This window comes from Phycisphaerales bacterium, from assembly GCA_020852515.1.
Classification (GTDB): domain Bacteria; phylum Planctomycetota; class Phycisphaerae; order Phycisphaerales; family UBA5793; genus UBA5793.
In genome coordinates this window covers 26,152-46,093 of the sequence record JADZAS010000030.1, presented here as the reverse complement: position 1 = coordinate 46,093, position 19,942 = coordinate 26,152, and the positions used below count along the sequence as shown (strand labels likewise).

20 protein-coding genes are annotated in these 19,942 nt (G+C 65.5%); 10 read left to right on the top strand and 10 right to left on the bottom strand.

The window, feature by feature from the left end; translation table 11 throughout:
• The 5 genes from bioA to IT430_17575 form a co-directional block, all read right to left on the bottom strand.
• Entirely contained in the window at window positions 1–1,455 is a 1,455-nt protein-coding gene (bioA, locus tag IT430_17595; protein ID MCC6909754.1) for an adenosylmethionine--8-amino-7-oxononanoate transaminase, read from the bottom strand.
• 67 nt (window positions 1,456–1,522) lie between these two features.
• On the bottom strand, window positions 1,523–2,278 hold the full coding sequence (locus IT430_17590; protein MCC6909753.1) for an NAD-dependent deacylase: 756 nt from the start codon (window positions 2,276–2,278) through the stop codon (window positions 1,523–1,525).
• 147 nt (window positions 2,279–2,425) lie between these two features.
• Window positions 2,426–3,430 carry an N-acetylornithine carbamoyltransferase gene (locus IT430_17585; GenBank protein MCC6909752.1) on the bottom strand — a complete coding sequence of 335 codons (1,005 nt, stop codon included), beginning with the start codon at window positions 3,428–3,430 and terminating at the stop codon, window positions 2,426–2,428.
• A gap of 148 nt (window positions 3,431–3,578) precedes the next feature.
• On the bottom strand, window positions 3,579–4,442 hold the full coding sequence (arsM, locus tag IT430_17580; GenBank protein MCC6909751.1) for an arsenite methyltransferase: 864 nt from the start codon (window positions 4,440–4,442) through the stop codon (window positions 3,579–3,581).
• Window positions 4,439–4,924, bottom strand: a complete 486-nt coding sequence (locus tag IT430_17575; protein ID MCC6909750.1) for a helix-turn-helix transcriptional regulator — start codon at window positions 4,922–4,924, stop codon at window positions 4,439–4,441. The genes arsM and IT430_17575 overlap by 4 nt, the downstream gene beginning before the upstream one ends.
• A gap of 157 nt (window positions 4,925–5,081) precedes the next feature.
• On the opposite strand from IT430_17575, the gene IT430_17570 reads away from it, so the two are divergent.
• A complete protein-coding gene (locus IT430_17570; protein ID MCC6909749.1) occupies window positions 5,082–5,561 on the top strand; it encodes a cupin domain-containing protein in 480 nt (159 codons plus the stop codon).
• A 195-nt stretch (window positions 5,562–5,756) separates the two neighbouring features.
• A complete protein-coding gene (locus IT430_17565) occupies window positions 5,757–7,493 on the top strand; it encodes a hypothetical protein (GenBank protein MCC6909748.1) in 1,737 nt (578 codons plus the stop codon).
• Between the two features lie 81 nt (window positions 7,494–7,574).
• Here IT430_17565 and lpdA read toward each other — a convergent pair whose 3' ends face one another.
• The gene (lpdA, locus tag IT430_17560) at window positions 7,575–9,038 is read right to left on the bottom strand and encodes a dihydrolipoyl dehydrogenase (GenBank protein MCC6909747.1); all 1,464 of its coding nucleotides are present in this window, start codon (window positions 9,036–9,038) and stop codon (window positions 7,575–7,577) included.
• Between the two features lie 225 nt (window positions 9,039–9,263).
• Here lpdA and IT430_17555 point away from each other — a divergent pair, with 225 nt between their 5' ends.
• The 3 genes from IT430_17555 (at window position 9,264) to IT430_17545 (ending at window position 13,772) form a co-directional block, all read left to right on the top strand.
• Entirely contained in the window at window positions 9,264–10,028 is a 765-nt protein-coding gene (locus IT430_17555) for a metallophosphoesterase family protein (GenBank protein ID MCC6909746.1), read from the top strand.
• Between the two features lie 91 nt (window positions 10,029–10,119).
• The gene (locus IT430_17550; protein ID MCC6909745.1) at window positions 10,120–12,339 is read left to right on the top strand and encodes a YidC/Oxa1 family insertase periplasmic-domain containing protein; all 2,220 of its coding nucleotides are present in this window, start codon (window positions 10,120–10,122) and stop codon (window positions 12,337–12,339) included.
• A 41-nt stretch (window positions 12,340–12,380) separates the two neighbouring features.
• Window positions 12,381–13,772, top strand: coding sequence for a 50S ribosome-binding GTPase (locus IT430_17545; GenBank protein MCC6909744.1), 1,392 nt, complete (start codon window positions 12,381–12,383; stop codon window positions 13,770–13,772).
• Window positions 13,773–13,839: 67 nt separating this feature from the next.
• Here the strand turns inward: IT430_17545 and IT430_17540 are convergent, their stop codons facing one another.
• The 3 genes from IT430_17540 to IT430_17530 all read right to left on the bottom strand — a co-directional run bounded on the left by IT430_17540 (window position 13,840) and on the right by IT430_17530 (window position 17,071).
• Window positions 13,840–15,018, bottom strand: a complete 1,179-nt coding sequence (locus IT430_17540; protein ID MCC6909743.1) for a TlpA family protein disulfide reductase — start codon at window positions 15,016–15,018, stop codon at window positions 13,840–13,842.
• Window positions 15,019–15,161: 143 nt separating this feature from the next.
• Complete coding sequence (locus IT430_17535; protein MCC6909742.1) at window positions 15,162–15,734, bottom strand: N-acetyltransferase; 573 nt, start codon at window positions 15,732–15,734, stop codon at window positions 15,162–15,164.
• A gap of 56 nt (window positions 15,735–15,790) precedes the next feature.
• A complete protein-coding gene (locus IT430_17530; protein ID MCC6909741.1) occupies window positions 15,791–17,071 on the bottom strand; it encodes an FAD-binding oxidoreductase in 1,281 nt (426 codons plus the stop codon).
• Window positions 17,072–17,281: 210 nt separating this feature from the next.
• Between IT430_17530 and IT430_17525 the strand changes: the two genes are divergently transcribed.
• Window positions 17,282–17,464 (top strand): hypothetical protein, encoded by a 183-nt coding sequence (locus tag IT430_17525; protein ID MCC6909740.1) that lies wholly within the window; start codon window positions 17,282–17,284, stop codon window positions 17,462–17,464.
• A gap of 7 nt (window positions 17,465–17,471) precedes the next feature.
• Window positions 17,472–17,681: a hypothetical protein gene (locus tag IT430_17520; GenBank protein MCC6909739.1), complete on the top strand. Its 210-nt coding sequence runs from the start codon at window positions 17,472–17,474 to the stop codon at window positions 17,679–17,681.
• A 15-nt stretch (window positions 17,682–17,696) separates the two neighbouring features.
• Here IT430_17520 and IT430_17515 read toward each other — a convergent pair whose 3' ends face one another.
• A complete protein-coding gene (locus IT430_17515) occupies window positions 17,697–18,221 on the bottom strand; it encodes an HDIG domain-containing protein (protein ID MCC6909738.1) in 525 nt (174 codons plus the stop codon).
• Window positions 18,222–18,403: 182 nt separating this feature from the next.
• Here IT430_17515 and IT430_17510 point away from each other — a divergent pair, with 182 nt between their 5' ends.
• The 3 genes from IT430_17510 (at window position 18,404) to IT430_17500 (ending at window position 19,921) form a co-directional block, all read left to right on the top strand.
• Window positions 18,404–18,829 (top strand): PilZ domain-containing protein, encoded by a 426-nt coding sequence (locus IT430_17510; protein MCC6909737.1) that lies wholly within the window; start codon window positions 18,404–18,406, stop codon window positions 18,827–18,829.
• Window positions 18,830–18,992: 163 nt separating this feature from the next.
• On the top strand, window positions 18,993–19,463 hold the full coding sequence (locus tag IT430_17505) for a PilZ domain-containing protein (GenBank protein ID MCC6909736.1): 471 nt from the start codon (window positions 18,993–18,995) through the stop codon (window positions 19,461–19,463).
• A 14-nt stretch (window positions 19,464–19,477) separates the two neighbouring features.
• Window positions 19,478–19,921, top strand: coding sequence for a hypothetical protein (locus IT430_17500; GenBank protein MCC6909735.1), 444 nt, complete (start codon window positions 19,478–19,480; stop codon window positions 19,919–19,921).
• Window positions 19,922–19,942 lie beyond the last annotated feature (21 nt).

Below are 19,942 nucleotides of genomic sequence, written 5' to 3'. Positions count from 1 at the left end.
TCAGTCCGCCGAAGCGGCAAAATCGAAATCGCCGATGGTGTCGATGACGATCCGCATCATCCTCTCAAGTGTATCGGCCTTCATGCCCGGCATGGGGTTGAGAATGATCGTGTCGCCCAGCGGCCGGATGATCAGCCCGCGCGGCCGGGCGGCGGCGCAGACGGCGTGTCCGGTGCGGGCGCGCGGGTTCAGCGGCACGCGCGGCCTGCGCGAAGCGACGAGATCGATGCCGACCATCACGCCGCACTGCCGCACGTCGCCGACGTGGGGATGATCGCGCAGCAGCGCCAGGGACCGGCTCATGCTTGCTGCGTTGCGCTGCACGTTGGCGCAGGTGTCGCGCTGCTCGATGAGATCGAGATTGGCCAGCGCCGCAGCGCAGCCGAGCGGATTGCCGGTGTACGTGTGTCCGTGGTAGAGCGTCTTGTGCTCCCACGGCTCGCCGCAGAACGCCTGCTCGATTTCATCGGTGCACAACGTCGCGGCCAGCGGCAGGTAGCCGCCGCTTATGCCCTTGGCCAGGCAGAGAATGTCGGGAACGACGCCCTCGTGCTCGCAGGCAAAGAGCGTGCCGGTGCGGCAGAAGCCTACGGCGACTTCATCGGCAATCAGCGGGATGCCGCGCTGCTCGCAGCGACGGGCCACGCCGGCAAGAAATCCGGGCGGATGAGTGACGATCCCTGCAGCGCCCTGCACGAGCGGCTCAATCATCACGGCGGCGATCGAGCCCGCGTGCGCATCGAGAATGGCGTCGAGTTGATTCAGGCAGCGGTCGCGCACCTCCTGGCGAAGCGACTCGTCGTGCCATGGCCAGTCGATGTCTCTTGCCTCGGGGGCGTTGGTCACATCCGGCGCCGGCGCGAAGACGGTGCTGAACGTAAGCGATGAGAACGGCCGGTGAAAGGTTTCGCTGTAGCCCACGCTCATGGCGCCGACCGTGTCGCCGTGGTACGCGCCGCTGAAGGCGATGATGGTCTTGCGGCCCGGGTGGCCGGTGTGGTGCTGGCGTCCCACGGCCATTTTGATGGCCAGTTCCGTTGCGGTCGCGCCGGCGTCGGAGTAGAAGACCTTATTGAGCGGCGCGCGATCGGGAAGATCGCTCCGGCGCCGCGCCTCATTGAGACGCTGAGCCGCGTGGACGAGGCGCGCGGCCAGTTCGATGGACGGCGTCGAAGCAAGCCCCAGCATCGTGCTGTGCGCCACGCGATCAAGTTGGGCGCGGATGGCGGCGTCGATCTCGGGCACGCGGTGGCCGTGCATGTTGCACCAGAGCGAACTCACGCCGTCGATGTAGCGACGACCCTCGGTGTCAATGAGTTCATCGCCCTCGGCCGCGTCGATGATGATCGGCTCGGCCTGGCGCCACTGCCGCATCGGCGTGAAGGGATGCCAGACGTGGGCGTGGTCGAGTTGGGCGAGGCGCGCGGTTCGCTGCTGGGATGATTCAGCATTCATGGAATGGCATGGTAGGGAAGACAGCCCGCGGTCCGCACGGCATCGCGCGGAGAGAGCGGCGGCAGCATCAGGTCTGCAGAGCCTGCAGCAACGCCGGGAGAATCGTTCCCGCCTGCCCCCGCATGGCGTAATCCACCACGTCGGTTGCCGGCGTGGGATCGCGATTGATCTCGGCGGTGATGGCGCCCGACGACTTGGCGAGGTGGAGGTAGCCGGCGGCGGGGTAGACGACGGCGCTGGTGCCGATCGAGATGAAGACATCGCAGAAGCCGGCGGCGTGCTCCGCGGCGCGGGCAGCCTCCTCGGGCAGCGCCTCACCAAACCACACGACGTTGGGTCGCAGCAGCCCCCCGGCCTCGGAGCGCGGCGGATACTGCGGGAAGGGCCCTTCTCGAAACTCATGCACCCGCTGAGTGATGAGACAGCGCCACTCGATGAGCGAGCCGTGGATTTCGATGACGTCGGTGCTTCCCGCCGCCTGGTGGAGCCGATCGACGTTCTGCGTGATGAGCGTGAAGGTTCGGCCGGCCGCGGCGCATGATCGCTGCCACTGCGCCAGCGCAAGATGCGCCGGGTTCGGCGCGCACTTGAGTACGTTCAGTCGCCGCTCGTCGTACCAGCGCGTGACGGTCGCCGGGTCGCGCGAGAAGGCCTCGGGCGTGGCGAGCTGCATCGGGTCGAACTTCGCCCACAGGCCGGTGAGCGCATCGCGAAAAGTCGGCACGCCGCTCTCGGCTGAGACGCCGGCGCCGGTGAGGATGGCGATGTGCTTCGCGTCGCGCAGAGCGGCGAGAAACTCAGGATGGAACTGCGAATCGGCCACGCTCATTCCAGTCGGGACGTGAACGCTCAATACAACGCCACAAAGTCACGAAGGCACAAAGGGATTGCTGAGCCCTTCCAATCAAATTCGAGGTTATCTTTGTGTCTTTGTGCCGTGGTGTCTTTGGGTTGGAAGTTGGATGCCCGATCACGTGCGGTTGATGAGTTCATCCATGATCGCCTTTTGCACGTGCAGGCGATTCTCCGCCTCTTCGATGGCGATGCAGTTGGGTGAATTGAGTACGCCGTCGGTGACTTTGACGTTGCGGCGCACGGGAAGGCAGTGGCTGAAGAGGCCGCGGTTGGTCAGGGCCATCTTCTTTTCATCGACGATGAAGTGCTTGTGCTTGTCGCGGATCGGCTTCTCGGGCTCCCACTTGCCAAAGTACGGCAGCGCGCCCCAGCTTTTGGCGTAGACGATGTCGGCGCCCTTGTAGGCCGCTTCGATGTCGTGGGTCATGGTGAGGCTGCGGCCGTTCTCGCTCGTGTACTGCCTGGCCAGCGTCATGTAGCGCTCGTCGAGGGCGTACTCGGGCGTGGGGCAGAGCAGGGTCACATCCATGCCGAACTTGGCGGCGATGATCAGGGCCGAATTGGCGACGGCGGTGTTGAGCGGCTTGGGGTGGTAGGTCCAGGTGAGCACGAACTTCTTGCCATCGCACTGGCCGGCGAATCGCTCCTGCAGAGCGAGCATGAGCGCCATCTCCTGGCAGGGGTGGGTGATGGTCTCCATGTTGATGACGGGCACGGTGGCGTAGCGGGCGAACTGGTTGATGACGCGGTCCTGCCGGTCGATCGACCAGTCGATGAACTTGGGGAACGCCCGCACGCCGATGGCGTCGCAATAGCGCGAGAGCACGCGCGCGACTTCGGCGATGTGCTCTTCGGGCTCTTTGTCCATCACGACGCCTTCTTCGAACTCGATCGGCCAGGCGCCCTTGCCGGGCTCGAGAACGACGGCGTGGGCGCCGAGGTGGAATGCGCCGATCTCGAAACTGCTCCGCGTGCGCAGCGAGGGATTGAAGAACAGCAGGGCGATGGTCTTGTCTTTCAGACGCGGCTGAATCGGATCGGCCTTGAGGCGCTTGGCTTCGTCGAGAAGGCGCTGGAGATCATCGCGGGACCAGTCGGCGGTGGTGAGAAAGTGTCGCATGGACCATGCTAGGCGGACTCAGCCGGCCGCAAATCCGGCTCGCCGCGAAGAGGCACAAAAGGCGCAAGACGGCTATCTGATCAACTGCCTCTTGTGCCTTCTGTGCCTCTTTGCGGCTGAACTCTCTGCCTCTTCGCGGCTGATTCGCTCAGGCCTTGCGGGCGTACACACTGATGCTGGCGACCTTGCCGGCGGCGCGGGTGGCCATCTGGGCGACATCGACATCCACTGGAGCTGCGCAGCCACATCCACAGCCGCTCTTGCGCTCGCTCGGTTCAACGATCTCGCTTTCGATGAGGGCTTCAAGCTGGCAGTCGTCGTAGACGTGGCGCTTCCTGACCTCGACGTCGGTGAGTCCGGCCTTGCGCAGGCCGGCGAGATAGTCCTTCTCGCTGATCGCGCCGGCGACGCAGGAGTTGTACAGTGCCTGGTTACGCCGGAGTTCTTCGGGCAGGCTGTCGACGACGATGTCGGACACCAGCATGCGGCCGCCGGGCTTGAGAACGCGGGCGATCTCGGCGAACACCTTGTCCTTCTCGGGCGAGAGATTGATGACGCAGTTGGAGATGACCCAGTCCACCGTGCCGCTGTCCACGGGCAGGTTCTCGATGAGACCCTTGCGGACCTCGACGTAGTCGCTTACGCCGGCGTCGGCGATGTTGGCGTTGGCGCGAGCGATCATCGCGTCGGTCATGTCGATGCCGATGACGCGGCCGGTGGGCCCGGTCTTCTTCGCGGCGATGAGCAGGTCGATGCCCGCGCCGCTGCCCAGATCGATGACGGTGTCGCCGACGCGAACCTCGCTAAAGGCCAGCGGGTTGCCGCATCCGAAGGAATTCTCGACGGCGTCGGCGGGCAGGTCGGCGAGGTCTTCGCCATAGCCGGCGCACTTGACCGCGACGCCTTTCTGCTCGGGTTTCATTCCGCCGCAGCAACCGCCGCCAGGCGTGGTGACGGCCCTGGTGTAGGCCTGCGAAACGTGCTCGCGGATTTCGGCTTCTCGGGTACTCATGAGGATCGTTCCTTTCGGGATTGAGAGTCAGTTTTTCGGCGCGGCGGTTGGCGCCGGGCCGACGTGGACGGCGGTGCGGATATTGGAGTGGCGGCGCGGTCAATGGCGCTGAAGCAGCAGGAGTTGGTTTCGCACTGGCAGTTCTCGAGAGCCCCGGCGATGCCGCGCATCACCGGCACGAGCCGCTCAAAGTTCACGCGGTAGTAGACCTCTTTGCCGCGCTTGGTTGACTCGAGGGCCCCGGCGTCGCGGAGGATGGCCAGGTGGCGCGAAACGACGGAGAGATCGACGGGGCAGCAGGCGTTGAGCTGGCCGACGGTGCAGGGCTCGCCGCACGCGGCCAGGCGCATGAACAGGGAGAGGCGGTTGGCGTCGGCCAGGGCGCGGAAGAGTTTGGGGTCGAGCAGGTCGGCGAGATTGGGGCAGCAGCGATTCGGGCGAGAGTGGCTGGAGGCGGGCGGGTTCTTGCGTATTTGCGTCATCGTGCAAATGATAGCATGGCGCCGGCTGTTGTCAAGCGGCCCGCTGCGGAACCTGAGCATCGCTGTCGCTTGCCGCTTGGCGCAATGGGGCTCTGGCCCGGCTTGACGTCGGACCCGGTGCGTCGATGATGGCCTTTCCCGACAGAAGGAGCGAGACATGGCGACGGCGATCAAGGCCGATGAGCGAGCATTTTTCGATTTCGGCGGGCTGGGCGTTCGATGGAAGATCGATGCGGCCGAGGCGGGGGGGCGATTTTCGGTGGTTCACCACCCCATCGCGCCGCGGGCTTTGGCCGCGCCGCTGCACCGGCACAGGAACGAGGATGAGTACTCCTATGTCCTGCGCGGCCGGCTGGGAGCCTTGCTGGGCGATGAAGTCGTTACCGCCGAACCGGGCACGTGGGTCTTCAAGCCGCGGGGCCAGTGGCACACGTTCTGGAATGCCGGCGATGAGCCGTGCGAGATCATCGAGATTATCAGCCCTGGCGGTTTCGAGGACTTCTTTCGTGAAGTCGCAGCCGCATGGGGGGATGTCGAGCAGTTCGCCGCCATCGCCGCCAAGTACAAGCTCGAGATGGATCTGGGCAGCATTCCGGGGTTGTGCGAGCGCTTCGGGCTCACGTTCCCGGAGCTGTAAGCGGGTTGGAACTGGCTCACGTTCCATTGCCCGATCACTTTCCCCGCGGGGTTTGCTGGAGTCCATTGTGGTTTTCTGTTGCACTCAGATGCAAAATCTGGTACGCTACGCGTTCCGGCGACGGGGCCCAAATTACCTGCCGCGCCGCAGCGACGGCTTTCTGAGACCAACAGAGCATGGGGCGGGGAGAAGAAGATGTGTACATCGCGTCGTTTGATTGCCTGCTCGGCTGGAGTCGCCCTTGGCCTGCTGAGCGCCGGGGCCATCGCACAGAATTGCACGCAGCCGACTGACCTCATCATCGCCGACCTGACCGGCGATGAGATCCAGCCCAAGTCCGCGGCGGCGGACGGCGACGTGGACGGCCGCGACTTTCTCGTCTGGCAGCGCAACATCGGCCACGGCTACGACATCGCGCTGCAACTCATCGACCCGCAGGGCAACGAGACCTTCCCCCACAACGGCCTGCTCATCGCCGATCGCAGTTTCAGTTCGACGCAGGACTACGGCCTGGATGTCGATCGCAGCGGCTTTGCGCTGCTCGCGTTTCGCGATGACCGCTTCGGCGGCACGAAGATCACCGCCCAGCGCGTGGGCAAGGACGGCTCGATGCCATGGGGCGCCAACGGCGTGCAGTTCAGCAATGGCAGCGCCTTCGTGGCGTCGCCGAAGATTGCCGGCACCAGCGACGGCCAGTGCGTCGTCGCCTGGACGCAGGAGAAGAATGTTCACCTTCAGCGCCTCGACGCGGACGGCAATGTTCTCTGGAGCAGCGAGACGATCCTCAGCGATCCGAACGGCGCTTCGCTCTCGCTTGCCGACCTCCATCCCAGCGTGAACGGCGACGTGATCGTCTCTTGGGTGCAGTCCACGAGTTTCAACGCGCCCAAGCATCTCTATGCCCAGCGCATCAGCACGAGGGGCGCGCCCCGGTGGACGGGCGGGCATGTGAAGGTGTTCGACGGCGGATCGCTGCAGTTCGGCAACTTCCCGCCGTTCGTCGAAGACGGCTCGGGCGGCGGCGTGTTCGCATGGTACAACACGAGCGGCTCGCTGCAGTGTTACGTGCAGCACGTGGACGCCGATGGCAATGAACTCTTCGCGCACAACGGCGTACCCGTCTCGATCAACAGCCTGCAGGATCGCGTTTCGCCCTCCGCGGCGTACGACGCCGCCACGGACAGCATCTACGTCTTCTGGATGGAGCAGAGCAACGGGCAGGCCAATCGCGGCGTGTACGGCCAGCGCATCGACGGCTCGGGCAGCCGGCTGTGGGGCGACAGCGGCATTGTCTTGCGGCCGGTCAGCGCCGGAATGGATTACCGCTCGATCAACACCATCTTTGCCGACGGCAAGGCGACGGTGTGTTTCATCGAGAGCGCCGGCTTTGACGATGACACCGTGCGCGCGGCCGGGGTGACGGATGCGGGCATCCTGCGCTGGGCGCCCGGGATCGTGTCGCTTACGCCGGGCGGAACCGGGCGATCGCGCCTCACGGCCAATGCCATCTCGATCGCCAACAGCGCGATGCTCGTCTGGGAGCACGGCGGCACGGGGCAGAGCGACATCCACGCGCAGCGGCTGCGGACGAACACGGGCACCATCGGCACCGTGCCGATCGATCTCACCGTCGCCGGGGCCTGCCCGGGCACGCTGGCCATCCGCGCCTTTGACTGCACGCCGGTGGGCCGCGTGGCGTTTGTGCACTCGCGCTCGGCGGGCGGGTTCACCATTCCCAACAACATGCCCTGCGCCGGCACGCGTCTGTGCCTGGGCAGCCCGGTGACGCTGGCGCGAACGGTAACCGCCGACGGCTCGGGCGTCGCGCTGCTGAGCGCCAACGCGCCCAACGTCGCCTGCGGCGGGCGCATCCTCATTCAGGCGATTGATCTTTCGACGTGTGCGACGAGCCGGCCCGTGCCGACGCCGTAGGTCGAGACCGACTGCGGCAGCGCTGAGACATCGGGTATAACCATGCGAGGCGCGACGCCTTGTGACGCGCCCGCTCTCGCTTCACCCGTGGATCATCCGGCCTTCGCTGGCCAGCGCGGCTTCGTGGATTGCTTCGTTCATCGTCGGGTGTGCGTGCACCGTGTTGATGATGTCCTCGGCGGTCGCTTCGACGCTTCGCGCCAACGCGAACTCGGCGATGAGTTCCGTCGCTTCAGCGCCAATGAGGTGCGCGCCGAGGATCTCGCCGTGCGGAATGCTCGTGAGCAGTTTCACCATGCCGACGTTCTCGCCCTCGGCGATCGCCTTGCCATGCGCCTTGAGGCCGTAGTTGCCGACGTTGTAGTCCTTCCCGGCGACGAGGCCCTCTTCCTTGAGCGCCCGTTCGGTTTTGCCGATGCTGGCGACCTGCGGGTGGCAGTAGGTGCAGCCGGGGATCGAGTCGTAATCGACGCCGACGCAGTCGTGGCCGTTCATGCGTTCGACGCAGGCGACGGCTTCCTCGCTGGCGACGTGGGCGAGCCAGGGCGGGCCGATGACATCGCCGATGGCGTAGATGCCCGGGGCGCTGGTCTGGTAAGTCGGATCTTCCACGTCCTTGTAGGCAACTTTGATGTGGTCCTTGAAGGTCTCGATGCCCAGCGCCGCATCGAACAGGCCGTCGTAGCGGCCGCGCACGCCGATGGCCACGAGCACCACGTCCGTCTCGATCGTCTCCGTCTTGCTCTCGTCGCCTGTTGCGGCGATGGTCACCGCCAGGCCGCTGCGCGTCTTTTCGATCTTCTTGGTGATGTGGCTCGTGCGGATGTTGATGCCCGACTTCTTGAACTCGCGCTCGAGCACCTTGCTCACGTCATCGTCTTCGATGGGCAGCAGGCGGTCGAGCATTTCGACGATGGTTACTTCGGTGCCGAAGGCGTTGTAGAAATAGGCGAACTCGACGCCGATGGCGCCCGCGCCGACGATGAGCATGCGCTTGGGCTGCACGGCCATGGTCATCGCTTCCTTCGAGCCGATGACGGTCTTGCCGTCGAAGGGGGCAAACGGCAGTTCGCGCGGCGCGGCGCCGGTGGCGACAAGCACCTTGGGCGCGGTGATGGTGTGCTGCTTTGTGCCGCCGGGTTTGTCGAAGACCTGCACTTCGCAGGGCAGCGTGGCCTTGGCCGAGCGGGTGATCTTCGCGTGGCCCTCGAAGTGCATGATGTTGTTCTTCTTGAAGAGGTAGTGGATGCCCTTATTGAGCGTGTCGGCCACGCCGCGGCTGCGGCCGATGACCTTCTCCCAGTTGTGGGTCAGCCGCTCGTATTCAAAGCCCCATTCCTTGCCGTGCCTGGCGACTTCCTGGTAGAGATAGGCGCTCTTGAGCAGGGCCTTGGTCGGGATGCAACCCCAGTTGAGGCAGACGCCGCCGAGCCGGTCGCGCTCGACGCAGGCGACTTTCATGCCCAGTTGTGAGGCACGGATGGCGCCGACATAGCCGCCGGGCCCGCCACCGATGACAATGAGATCGAACTGAGAATCGGCCATTTGAGAGGTCCTTGGATGGTGCGCCGATCAAGCCCGGCGGGGCGCCGGCCGCGCCGCCGATGAACTTCGTGGCGGGTCAGCCGGCGAAATGAACCCGATGGTAGCGTGGAATTGGCACTGGGCTTGCGGCTCGCGGTGATTGACGGTTTGCCCGGATCCCAATAGGATCGGGAACCGGTTTGCCGTTCCGGCGACCGGCATTTTTGTTAGCGGTGGAGCCAACCCTTGCGCCTCGCGGTCATCTCAGACATCCATGGCAACGCCGAGGCGCTCCGGGCCGTGCTCGCGCACATCGAGACCCAGAACGTCGAGGGCATCGTCTGTCTGGGCGACATCGTCGGCTACGGACCCGAGCCGCTCGAATGCGTCGATCTCGTCGAGGCCCGGTGCCAGTGGTCGCTGCTGGGCAACCACGATTTCGGGGTGCTCTACGAGCCGACCAACTTCAACCCCGGCGCCGAGCAGGCGGCCTACTGGACGCGGGCCCAGTTCGAGAACGAGCAGGACGAGAAGGCCCGGGCTCGCCGCTGGGCGTTTCTGAGCCAGCTGCGCGTGCGGGTGAAGTTCGGCAGCGAGAACCAGATCATCGCCGTGCACGGCTCGCCGCGCCGGCCGATCAATGAATACGTCTTCCCCGACGATGCGATCAACGGCACGCTCAAGATCCAGCAGATCTTCGAGCGCATCGACCGCTGCGCCGTGGTCGGACACACGCACGTGCCGGGCGTGTTTACGGATGAGCCCGACTTTTACGGCCCGGCGGAGTTGAAGAACAAGTTCACGTTCCAGGACGGCGAGAAGTGCATGATCAACGTGGGTTCGGTCGGCCAGCCGCGCGACAACGACCCGCGTGCGAGTTACGTGGTTCTGGAAGACGGCTCGGTGGAATTCCACCGGGTCGGCTATGACATCGATACCGTGGCGCGGAAGATCAAGGCCATCGCGCAGTTGAACGACTGGCTCGCGGATCGCCTCTACGAGGGCCGGTGAGCCGGGCGCCGCGGCCGGGGCGGCGGGCCGTCTCGCCGCGCGGGGCGCGGCTCTGCCGGCGATGAACGATCAGCATTGACGGGTTCCATTCATGTCACCGCGATTCAAGCGATTCCTCATTACGTCATTGGTCATCCTGGTCGGGCTGGCCATTGTGGCGGTGCTCATCCGCGGCGCGGGCCAGTCGAAGCAGCAGCCGGGCCCAGCCGCGCCGGCTGTGCAACCCGAGTCTCAGCCGCAGACTCAGCCCCCGGCTGAAGGCGAGAGCGACGACCAGGCGATGGACGATACCGGCGCCGACCAGCAGCCCGAGGGGCAAGCGGCTCAGTCGTCACCGGATGAGATCGGCCCACCCGGTGATGAACAGCCGCCGGCAGCGGTTCCGACGGGCCTGCACTTCCAGCCGCAGGAGTCCGGGCCGCTGGCGCCATTGGGCAATCTGGACTCGCCCGACAACGCAGCGCGACTGATGCTCGAGTTCAGCCCGTACGGAGCTGGACTCTCGCAGATAACGCTGGCTGATTTTTATGAGAGCCGCGAGCGGTCGTCCGACGATCGATACACGCTGCTCGACGGCCAGCCCGACAGCCGGCCCGCGCTGGGCATACGCCGAATCTACATCAACGGCGAACGCGTCGATGCATTCGACGATCCTCGCTGGTTCCGGCAGATCGCGCCGGGCGAATTCGAGGCGGTGGTCGTGGATGCCCAGGACCGGCCGGTGCTGACGGTGTCGCGCCGCTATGAACTGGGCGACTCCGAAGGCGAGGTCACGCTCCACCAGTCTCTGCGCAATGAGACGAGCGAACCGATGACGGTGAGCCTCGAGCAGTGGGGCCCGGGCGACCTGCCCTATTCGCAGAACGGCTACGGCGACTTCCGGCGGGTGCGCTTCGGTTACCTCGATCCGCGCAGCGCGTCAGAAGTGCTGGCCCACGAAAGCGATTTCCTGCTCCGCCGCCACACCGTAATCAAGGACGCCATCGAGCGGGCCCGGGAAACCGGCGATGCGCCCGAGAGCCAGTTCATCTGGCCTAATGCGACGAGCCTGCAGCGCAACTACACGCTGGCTTGGGCGGCGACGACGAACCGGTATTTCGGCTTTGCGGTGCACCGGGCCGTGGAGAACCCCGAAGCGAATCTGGCCCGGGCTCTCGACCAGGTCGATCGCGTCGAGATGTGGGTGAACTCGCCGGCGCCGCGGCTGAGCGACATCGACGACAAGGCTGCCGACACGCTCTACATGAATCTGAAACTGGTGGGCAACGAGGTGCAACTCTCGCCCGGCCAGACCCGGAATCTCGACCTGGGCGTGTACGCCGGGCCGCTGCGCAGTTCGCTGCTCGCCGCCGAGCAGCCGTACCAGGCGTTCAACCTCAAGGAACTCGTCGTTTACCAGTTGACCTGTGCGTGGTGCACATTCCAGTGGCTCACGCACTTTCTTCTGTGGTTCCTGCGGCTGATCGAGGGCGACGTGATCCGCATCGCCGGCGTGGGGATCGGCGTCCACGACTGGGCGGTGGCGATCATCATTCTCGTGCTGTTCGTGCGCGTGCTGCTGCATCCCCTGACCAAGAAGGGCCAGGTGTCGATGCAGCGCATGAGCAGGGGCATGGCCAAACTTCAGCCGGAGATGAAGAAGCTCCAGGAGAAGTACAAGGACAACCCCAAGAAGCTCCAGCAGGAGCAGATGGCGCTCTACCGCGAGCACAACATCAACCCAGCGGGGTGCCTGGGCATGCTGCCGATGCTGCTCCAATCGCCGATCTGGATCGCGCTGTACGCGATGCTCTACTTCGCGATCGAGTTGCGCCAGCAGCCGGCGTTCTACGGCGTGTTTCAGATGTTCGGCAACTGGGCGTTTTTGGCCGATCTTTCGCAGCCGGACCACTTCATTTCGCTTGGCCACTCGATCCTGGGCAGCATCCCGAAGATCGGGCCGTATCTCGAAAAGATTCCGCTCGTGGGCTCGGTGTCGAGCATTAACCTGCTGCCGATTCTCATGGGCGTGATCTTCTACCTGCAGCAGAAGTACATGACGCCGCCGAACCCGAACATGACGCCCGAGCAGGCGCAGCAGCAGAAGATCATGAAGATCGTCTTCCCGCTCGTGTTCCCGATCATGCTCTACACGGCGCCCAGCGGGCTGACGCTCTACATCATGACTTCGAGCACGGTGGGTATTCTCGAGAGCCGGTACATCCGCTCGCACATCGACTCGCTCGATCTCGACAAGGACGCCAAACCCGTGGCGGCGCGGCCGACGAAAAAAGTGCCTAACCGCGCGCAGCGGTCCGGCCGGTCGCGCTGAGTGAATCACGAACGGCCGAGCGGCGATAGACTCTGGCGCCGATGAACTTTGCAGACACCATCGTGGCGCGCGCCTCGGCTGCCGGCGCCTCGCGGCGCAGTTTGATCCGCTTGTCCGGGCCGCAGGCGTGGTCCGTGCTTGAAGCCATCAGCGCCCAATCGCACCGGCCCATCGAGCGGCAACGCGGCGTCCGCACGCACCGGCTCGGCGGGGGCTGCCCGTGCCTGCTGCTGTGCTTTCCCGGGCCGCAGAGTTACACCGGCCAGGATGTGATCGAAATCGCGATTCCCGGAAACCCGACGCTGATCGGACGAGTGACCAGCGCGGCCATCGACGCCGGGGCGCGGCACGCCGAGCCGGGCGAATTCACCGCCCGCGCCTGGCTCAATGGCCGGCTGACGCTCACGCAGGCGGAGGGGGTTGCAGCGCTGATCGCGGCGGCGTCGGATGCTCAACTCCGCGCCGCGCAGGCGCTGAGCGGCAACCGGCTCGGGCGCATTGCCGCCGATCTGTGCGACCGCCTTGCCGCGGCGCTGGCGCTGGTTGAGGCCGGCATCGACTTCACCGACGAGGAGGACGTGGTGGCCATCGCGCCTGACGATCTGGCCGGCCGGCTGAGTGCGATCATCGACGCGATCGACCAGACGCTGGCGCGAGCCGTGGGCAGCGAAGCGCTCAGCGCGCTGCCGACGGTGGTGCTCGTCGGTCCGCCCAACGCGGGCAAATCGACGCTCTACAACGCATTGCTCGGCCGGCGCCGAGCGGTCGTGAGCGCCGAGCGCGGCACGACGCGCGATGTCCTTGTCGAGCCGATGCACCTGGATCCGGCCGATCCACTTTCGCCGGAAGTGCTGCTCGTGGATGTTGCAGGGTTTGACGAATCACCCGCGGGTCTGAACCCGCAGATGCAGGCGGCGGCGCAGCGCGCCATCGAGCAGGCGGATCTGCTTGTGCAACTCGTCCCTCCGATGGGCGGCGATCGCGATGGCGGATGCTCGCCTGCAACGGCCCCAGTTGAACAGTCACTCGCCGCTCGGTTCATCGTGCAGTCAAAGTCGGATCTGGCGCCGGGCGGGCAGGCCCCGCTTGCGCCGGGCGCGCTTCGAGTGAGCGCGGTCACGGGAGAGGGTCTGAGCGAGTTGCGGCAGCGCATCGGCGAGGCGCTGTCGGATCGGGTGGCGTCGCTCGGCGCTGAGACGCTGGCGCTGCTGCCGCGGCACGAGCAGTGCCTGCGCGAGGCGGCGAGGCATCTGCGGGATGCCTGTTCGCTGATTGATGCGAGAGGGCCGCGGATGCCGGTGGCTTTGCGCGAGCCGGAACTGGTCGCCGCTTCGATGCGAGGATCGCTCGATGCGCTCGGCCGACTTGCGGGCGCGATCTCGCCCGACGACGTGCTCGGCCGCATCTTCGCCGGCTTCTGCATCGGAAAATAAAAGGTGCCAGGTACCTTTTTTTGGGAGAGGTACCTGGCACCTTTTTTTAGTGCCGATCAGTGGTGGATCAGACGCCGCCCTTGGTGAGCAGTTCGTCGATGACCTTGATGAGTTTCTTTTCGCCTTCGGGGTCGTAGCCGACATTGACGTAGGCGACCTTGCCTTCCTTGTCGACGACAAAGAAGGTCGGGATGCCGCGCACCTTGTAAGCCGCGGCGACCTCATCGCCTTCGACGAGCAGGCCGTAGGTGAAGCCCTGATCCTTCATGTACTTGATGGGATCATTGACTTTGTCACCGTTCTCCCACGTGCTGATGCCCAGGACCTTGACGTTCTTGTCCTTGAAGTGTTCGTGGACTTCCTGCACGCCGGGCATGGCCAACTTGCACGGGCCGCACCAGGTGGCCCAGAAGTCGATGAGCACGACGTTGCCGCGCAGGTCCTTGAGGCGAACGGTCTTGCCTTCGCCGGACTGGAGTTCGAAGTCAGGCGCTTCGACTCCGACGGCCAGCGGCTTGGGCGCTTCGGGGCGTTCGTATTCGGTCGTGGTGAAGCCTTCGGGCGCTTCGAGGGCGAATTCAGCGGCCTTGAGTTTGACCTTGGGGTTCACGTGGTCGAGTTCGACGGAGTAGCCGCCGCTGAGGCGCTCGACGCGATGGGGGAGGTGATCCTTCTGGCCGAAGTACCAGCGGGCTTCGCCCATCGACTCGGCGTAGACGACGTGGACGACGTCGCACTCGACGCCGTTGATCTCCTTCGTGCCCTCGAGTTTGAGCGACTCGCCGTTAAGTTCATCCGAGAACGGCGTGGGGTGGACGAATTCGATCATCATGTAGCGCGGCGCGAGGCCGACGAGATCTTCGCCGCCGTTGTCGGCGCCGGCCCAGCGGAGCGTCTTCTTTTCGTAGTCGAGTTCGTAGTACTTCTCGCCGTCGAAGGAGATGATCTTGATGGGATTGGAGCCGATGGGTCCGTCGGTGTTGGGGTTGTCGATCTCGACCCAGAAGGGGCTTTCCTCCATCGAGTCGCCCATGATCGCCTTGACCTGGCCCGAGGCGGACTGGATCGATGGCGGTGCGCCTTCCAGCGGCTGGAAGCGGAAGTCGTAGGTGATCTGCTCGCACTTGAGCGTCGTCTCGTCCGCCTGGCGGACGATCTGGGTGACGTCCGTACCCGCAGGCGGCGGGCCGGCAAGAGTGGACGAGGCAACCAGCAGCGCGCTGGCGGTGGCAATGACGATCTTCATCTGAGTCTCTCCTTTGGTTAGTCGCCAGTAAAGGATGGCCGATGTCGCAGGCGCGGCCGATGCAGGCGAGGCGGCGGGCGCGCGCCGGGCAAGCGTGATTTTATTGGCCTTGCCCGGCGGATGATTCTACCACAAACTGTAGTTCAAGAGGCAGTCGGAGCGGGATTTGCGAGCACTTCGGCCACAAGTGCAATGTTTTCAGTGGGTTCCCGCGAGTCGCCGCCGTCGAATTCCAATTCCCAGAACCCCACGTCGTGCCACTGGCCGAACTTCCAGCCGACGCGAAACATGGTGCCCACGTGTCGGAACCCGAAGTGCTCGTGCAGGCTCACGCTCGCAGGATTCGGCAGGGTGATGCCGCCGATGGCCTTGCGGTATCCCTGGCGGCGGCTGATCGAGAGCACGCGTTCGTAGAGGTCGCGGCCGATTCCCCGGCCGTGCCAGCCGGCACGGAGGTAGACGGTGGTTTCGATGGTCCACAGGTAGGCGCAGCGCGCGCGAAACGGCGAGGCCTTGGCGAAACCGACGATGCCCTCGCCCGCCTGCTCGGCGACGAACCAGGCGTACTTCTCGCGCTGCTGGCGCCAGGCGTCAATCCAAATCGACACCGGCTCGGGCGTGACGGCGAAGTTGGCCGGGGTGTTGGCGGCGTACCAGTTGGCGATGTCCACGATCGCCGGGATATCCGATTCGGTCGTCAGACGCAGGTGCACCATGGCAGGCTCCGCTGGGGCGCGAGCATGGTATTCGCGCGGCAGCCGTGCGGGCGCGTTTAGCGGCCGAAGCCGAAGAGTTGGGCGCGCGGGTCGGCATGGCCCGTGATGCTGTTGGCGATGATTTGCGCGGCGATGAGGCTGAAGGTGATGCCGTTGCCGCCATAGCCAAGCGCAAAGTGCACGTCGGGCCAGTTGCGATGCCGGCCGATCCAGGGCAGGCCGTCGTGCGTCTGGGCGAAGGCGCCGGCCCACTGAAACGCCGGGCGGGGATCGATTCCCGGCGCCAGTTCGCGCAACTGCTTGAGCAGGCGGCGCGACTTGGCCGGAATGAGCGCATCGCGCCGATCGGCGGCCATGAAGGGCTCGTCCTCCCCGCCGATGAGCACGCGGCCGTCGGCAGTTGTGCGGGCGTAGAGATAGGGTTCGCCGGTGTCCCACAGCAGGGCGCGCTGCGGCCACGGCTCGGCGGGCAGCGGTTCGGTGGCGACGACGTAGGTGCTGCGCAGTTGGACGCGGCGTGCGATCTCGGCAAACTCATCGGGCGTTTCATAGCCGGTGGCGATGACGACGTGGCGCGCGCTGATGGCGCCGCTGCAGGTCGAGCGCAATCGAAAAGGCCGGCCCCTGTCAGCGAGCGCGGAAGCGTCCACGACGCCGGGCGGCAGCAGGACGGCGCCGGCGCGCTGCGCCGAGCGGAGCAGCGCCATGGTGAGCCGAAGCGGATCGACTTCGAACGCATCGGCGCTGAGCAGCGCGCCGGGCCGGTTGATGCCGAAGCGATCGCGAAGGTCGCGCTGGCCGAGGATTTCGACGGCGATGCCCAGTTCGCTGCGGGCCTTCGCCTCGGCCTTGAGGCGGCGCATGTCGCGGCGATGGGCTGCGAGGTGCAGGCTCGGGCGCGCTGCGAGATCGGCGTCGTCGTCGAGGTCGGCCACGAGAGCCCGCAAGTCACCCAGCGCGCGCCAGGCGGCAAGGTACGCCTCGGCTGCGGCGGGGGGCCCGATGCGCGTCGAGAGCTCAGTGAGCGGCGTGTCGAGTTCGTAGAGGAGAAGCGCGGTGCTGGCGGCGGTGCTGCCGCGGCCCGGGCCGCGCGCATCGAGTACGCCGACGCTCACGCCGGCCCGGGCCAGGGCGTGGGCCACGAAGGCGCCGGTGATCCCCGCGCCGAGGATGACTGCGTCGAGTTGTGCGGGCGCGAGCGCGGCGGGCTCGAGCGGCGCAGACCGGCTGCGCGTCGGCCAGTAGAGGTGGCCGGAATGCAGGTCGTCGTGTGCGCCTGGGGTCGTTGACGACGACTGCGGGTCCGGGTGCGGTTCGATGGATGTTGGCGCGGTCACGTTGAGCGAGCGTAACCGAAGTGCGAGCGGCTGTCGCTAGGCAAAGTATCCCGTTGCGCCGTCGCGGCCGGGGGAAACCGCCCTGATGAGCAGGATTTCATCACAATTTCACCGGTCGATCAGGAGCAACCGGTATGGTTTTGACATTGTTGTGAGGCAAACCCGACACCGGGCGGCCGCAGCAACTCATTGCACGAGAGGAGCCACCCTATGCCTAAGAAATCATGGACGAAGAAGGACGAGCGTCAGTACGAGCACGTCAAGGAGAGCGAACGTGAACAGGGTCGCAGCAAGGACCGCGCCAAGGAAATCGCGGCGCGCACCGTCAACAAGCAGCGAGGCAAGGAAGGCCGCACCAAGTCGAAGTCAAAGTCAGAGTCAAAGTCAAAGTGAGGGCGTCGTGAGGCCGGGCCGCACGCACATGGAGACTCAACCCGAGACTGAGCCAAAGCGGTCGTTCGAGTCGATCGCGCAGGTGCTCAGCGACCGCTATGGCGCGGAGGTCAGTTCCGCGGAGGTCGAGCGGGTGTGCATCCGAGCACAGCGGAAGATCCTTCGCGCGCTGCTTTCGGATCCTGAACTGCGGCAGGTGATGATCGACGCTGCCTGACCACTGGCGGGGTGACTACAGACCGAGTCGCTGCGCCTGGGCCGCGATGGCGTCGATGCAGCGCTGAATGTGGGCGTCGCGATCGACCTGGAGTTCTTCAATGCCCTGTTCGATGTCCTGGCGGCTCACGGCGGCTGCGAAGGCTTTGTCTTTCAGTTTCTTCTTCACGCTCCGGGCTTCGAGATCGGCCAGGCCGTTGGGCCGGACCTTGGCGCACGCCACGATGAATCCGGCCAGCTCGTCCACCGCAAAGAGGGTGCGGGCCATGGGCGTGTCGCGCGGCACGCCGCTGTATTCCGCATGGCCGAGTATGGCGGTGCGGATCTCGTCATCAACGCCGATGGATTCAAGATGAGCGACGCCGACGAACGGGTGCTCCTCGCGCGACGGGTGCTTTTCATAGTCGAAGTCATGGAGCAGGCCGGTGACGACCCAGCGCTCAAGTTGGGCGGGGTCGAGTTCTCGGGCGTAGGAGGCCATGCAGGCGGCGACGCACTCCATATGGATGCGCAGGGCCGGGCTGGCGACCCATTCGTGCATCAACGTTCGAGCCTCATGGGCAGTCAGGGGCATCGGGGGCCTTTCTTATCCGGAACGGAAAAACCATTCTATATGTACCGCGAAACCGGATGGCGGGCATGGGCGGCGAGATCAGATGCAGAATCTTGCCGATGAGAGAGCGGCGGGTCCGGCGTGTCCCGCCTGCGAGGGGCCGGGTAGACATGAGTTCCGCGACACATTCCAGGGCTGATGGCGATGCGGTCCCGGTGGCCGGGGCGGGCAAGCGCCGTTACGACCGCTTCGACTGGAAAACCCGCGTGCAGGTGCTCTGGCTAGATGAGCACGGCCGGGGAACGCTGGTGATCCTGCGCACGCAGGATCTCAGCGCAGGCGGCGTGGCGCTGCTCTCCTCGCCGTGGATCCACACCGGCCGCTGCGGTGCAGTGCTGCTCTCGGAGGGATCAGCCGGACACAGCGTGCGCTGGATCGAGGTGTTGCACGGCCGATATGTGCCGGAGCGCAAAGCGCATGTTATCGGTTGTCGCTGGATCGCTGCGCCCGAGAACGCGCCGGCCGTCAAGGTCGTGCAGACGGCGTCGGGCCTGCGGCTCGAATTCGATTCGGACCTGCCCCCCCGCATGATCTGAGCGAAAACAGGTCAACTCTATCGGATGATGCGAGCCGGCTGGCCGCTGTTGAGCGGTTTGGCTCACGAGCATCAAAGCGAAACCCCTGATGGTGCGAAATGATTGATGGCGGCGGCACTCTCGCCATGCCGTGCGAGCGGATAACCGCCTCGGAGGGGGACCCGTGGAGAATTGGTGGAGTTCAAAACCTCTTGCCCCGTCGGGGGGCGCGGCGTCCGACCGGCTTCATGATCGCTATGAGTGGCGTCACTGGGTTCATGTGTCTTGGGTTCGTGACTCGATGATCGGTCGTCCCGTCGTGGTGGGCACAACGGACCTCAGCGCGGGCGGCATCGGCCTGATCTGCCCGAACATGATCCATCCGGGCTCGATCGGTCTGGTCATGTTCGTCGGCGCCGACCGACAGTTGAAGCTGCATTACGCGAAGGTGGTCCACTGCCGCTACCTCATGGGATCGATGTCCCACTTGATCGGCGCTCAGTGGATCGGCGAGCCGGCCGGGCTGCCGGAAGTCAAAGCGGAGATGACTCCGGACGGGCCACGGCTGATCGTCGGCCTGCTGCGGGCGCGGCGGGATGTCTGCCGCCTGAGCCGGCCTCCGGAGCTAGTGGAGCACAAGTTCGGGTCTCGCTGAGGGGGAGGACGGCCATGAATGCCGGCGAAGGGGTTCAGAGTAGTCAGCCGCAATACGGCAAGCCGAAGGGGCGCACCAATCGCGCGCACGAGCGCTTCGACTGGAATGACCAGTGTCAGGTGTGCTGGTTCCCGCAGGGAACGCCGATCGAGCCGGTCTCGATCAGATGCTGCGATCTCGGGCTGGGGGGAATCGGACTGATCTGCGAGATCGCCGTGGCGGTCGGCACGCGCGGCTCCGTACTGCTCCAGTGCGATGGCAGCAGCGGCAGGATTCGCGACATCGAGGCAGTGCACTGCCGCTTCGATCCCTCCCTTGGTGCTCATATCGTCGGCGCGAAGTGGTCGGCGGAATCAGGTTGCGGCGACGGGCTGCTGGTCATGCGAACCCGATCCGGGCCGCAACTGGCGCTGCGGCCGGCGCAGAAGCGAAGCCTTCCGGAGCGCGGGGCGGCATAGGCCTGACGGCAGCCGCGCGGC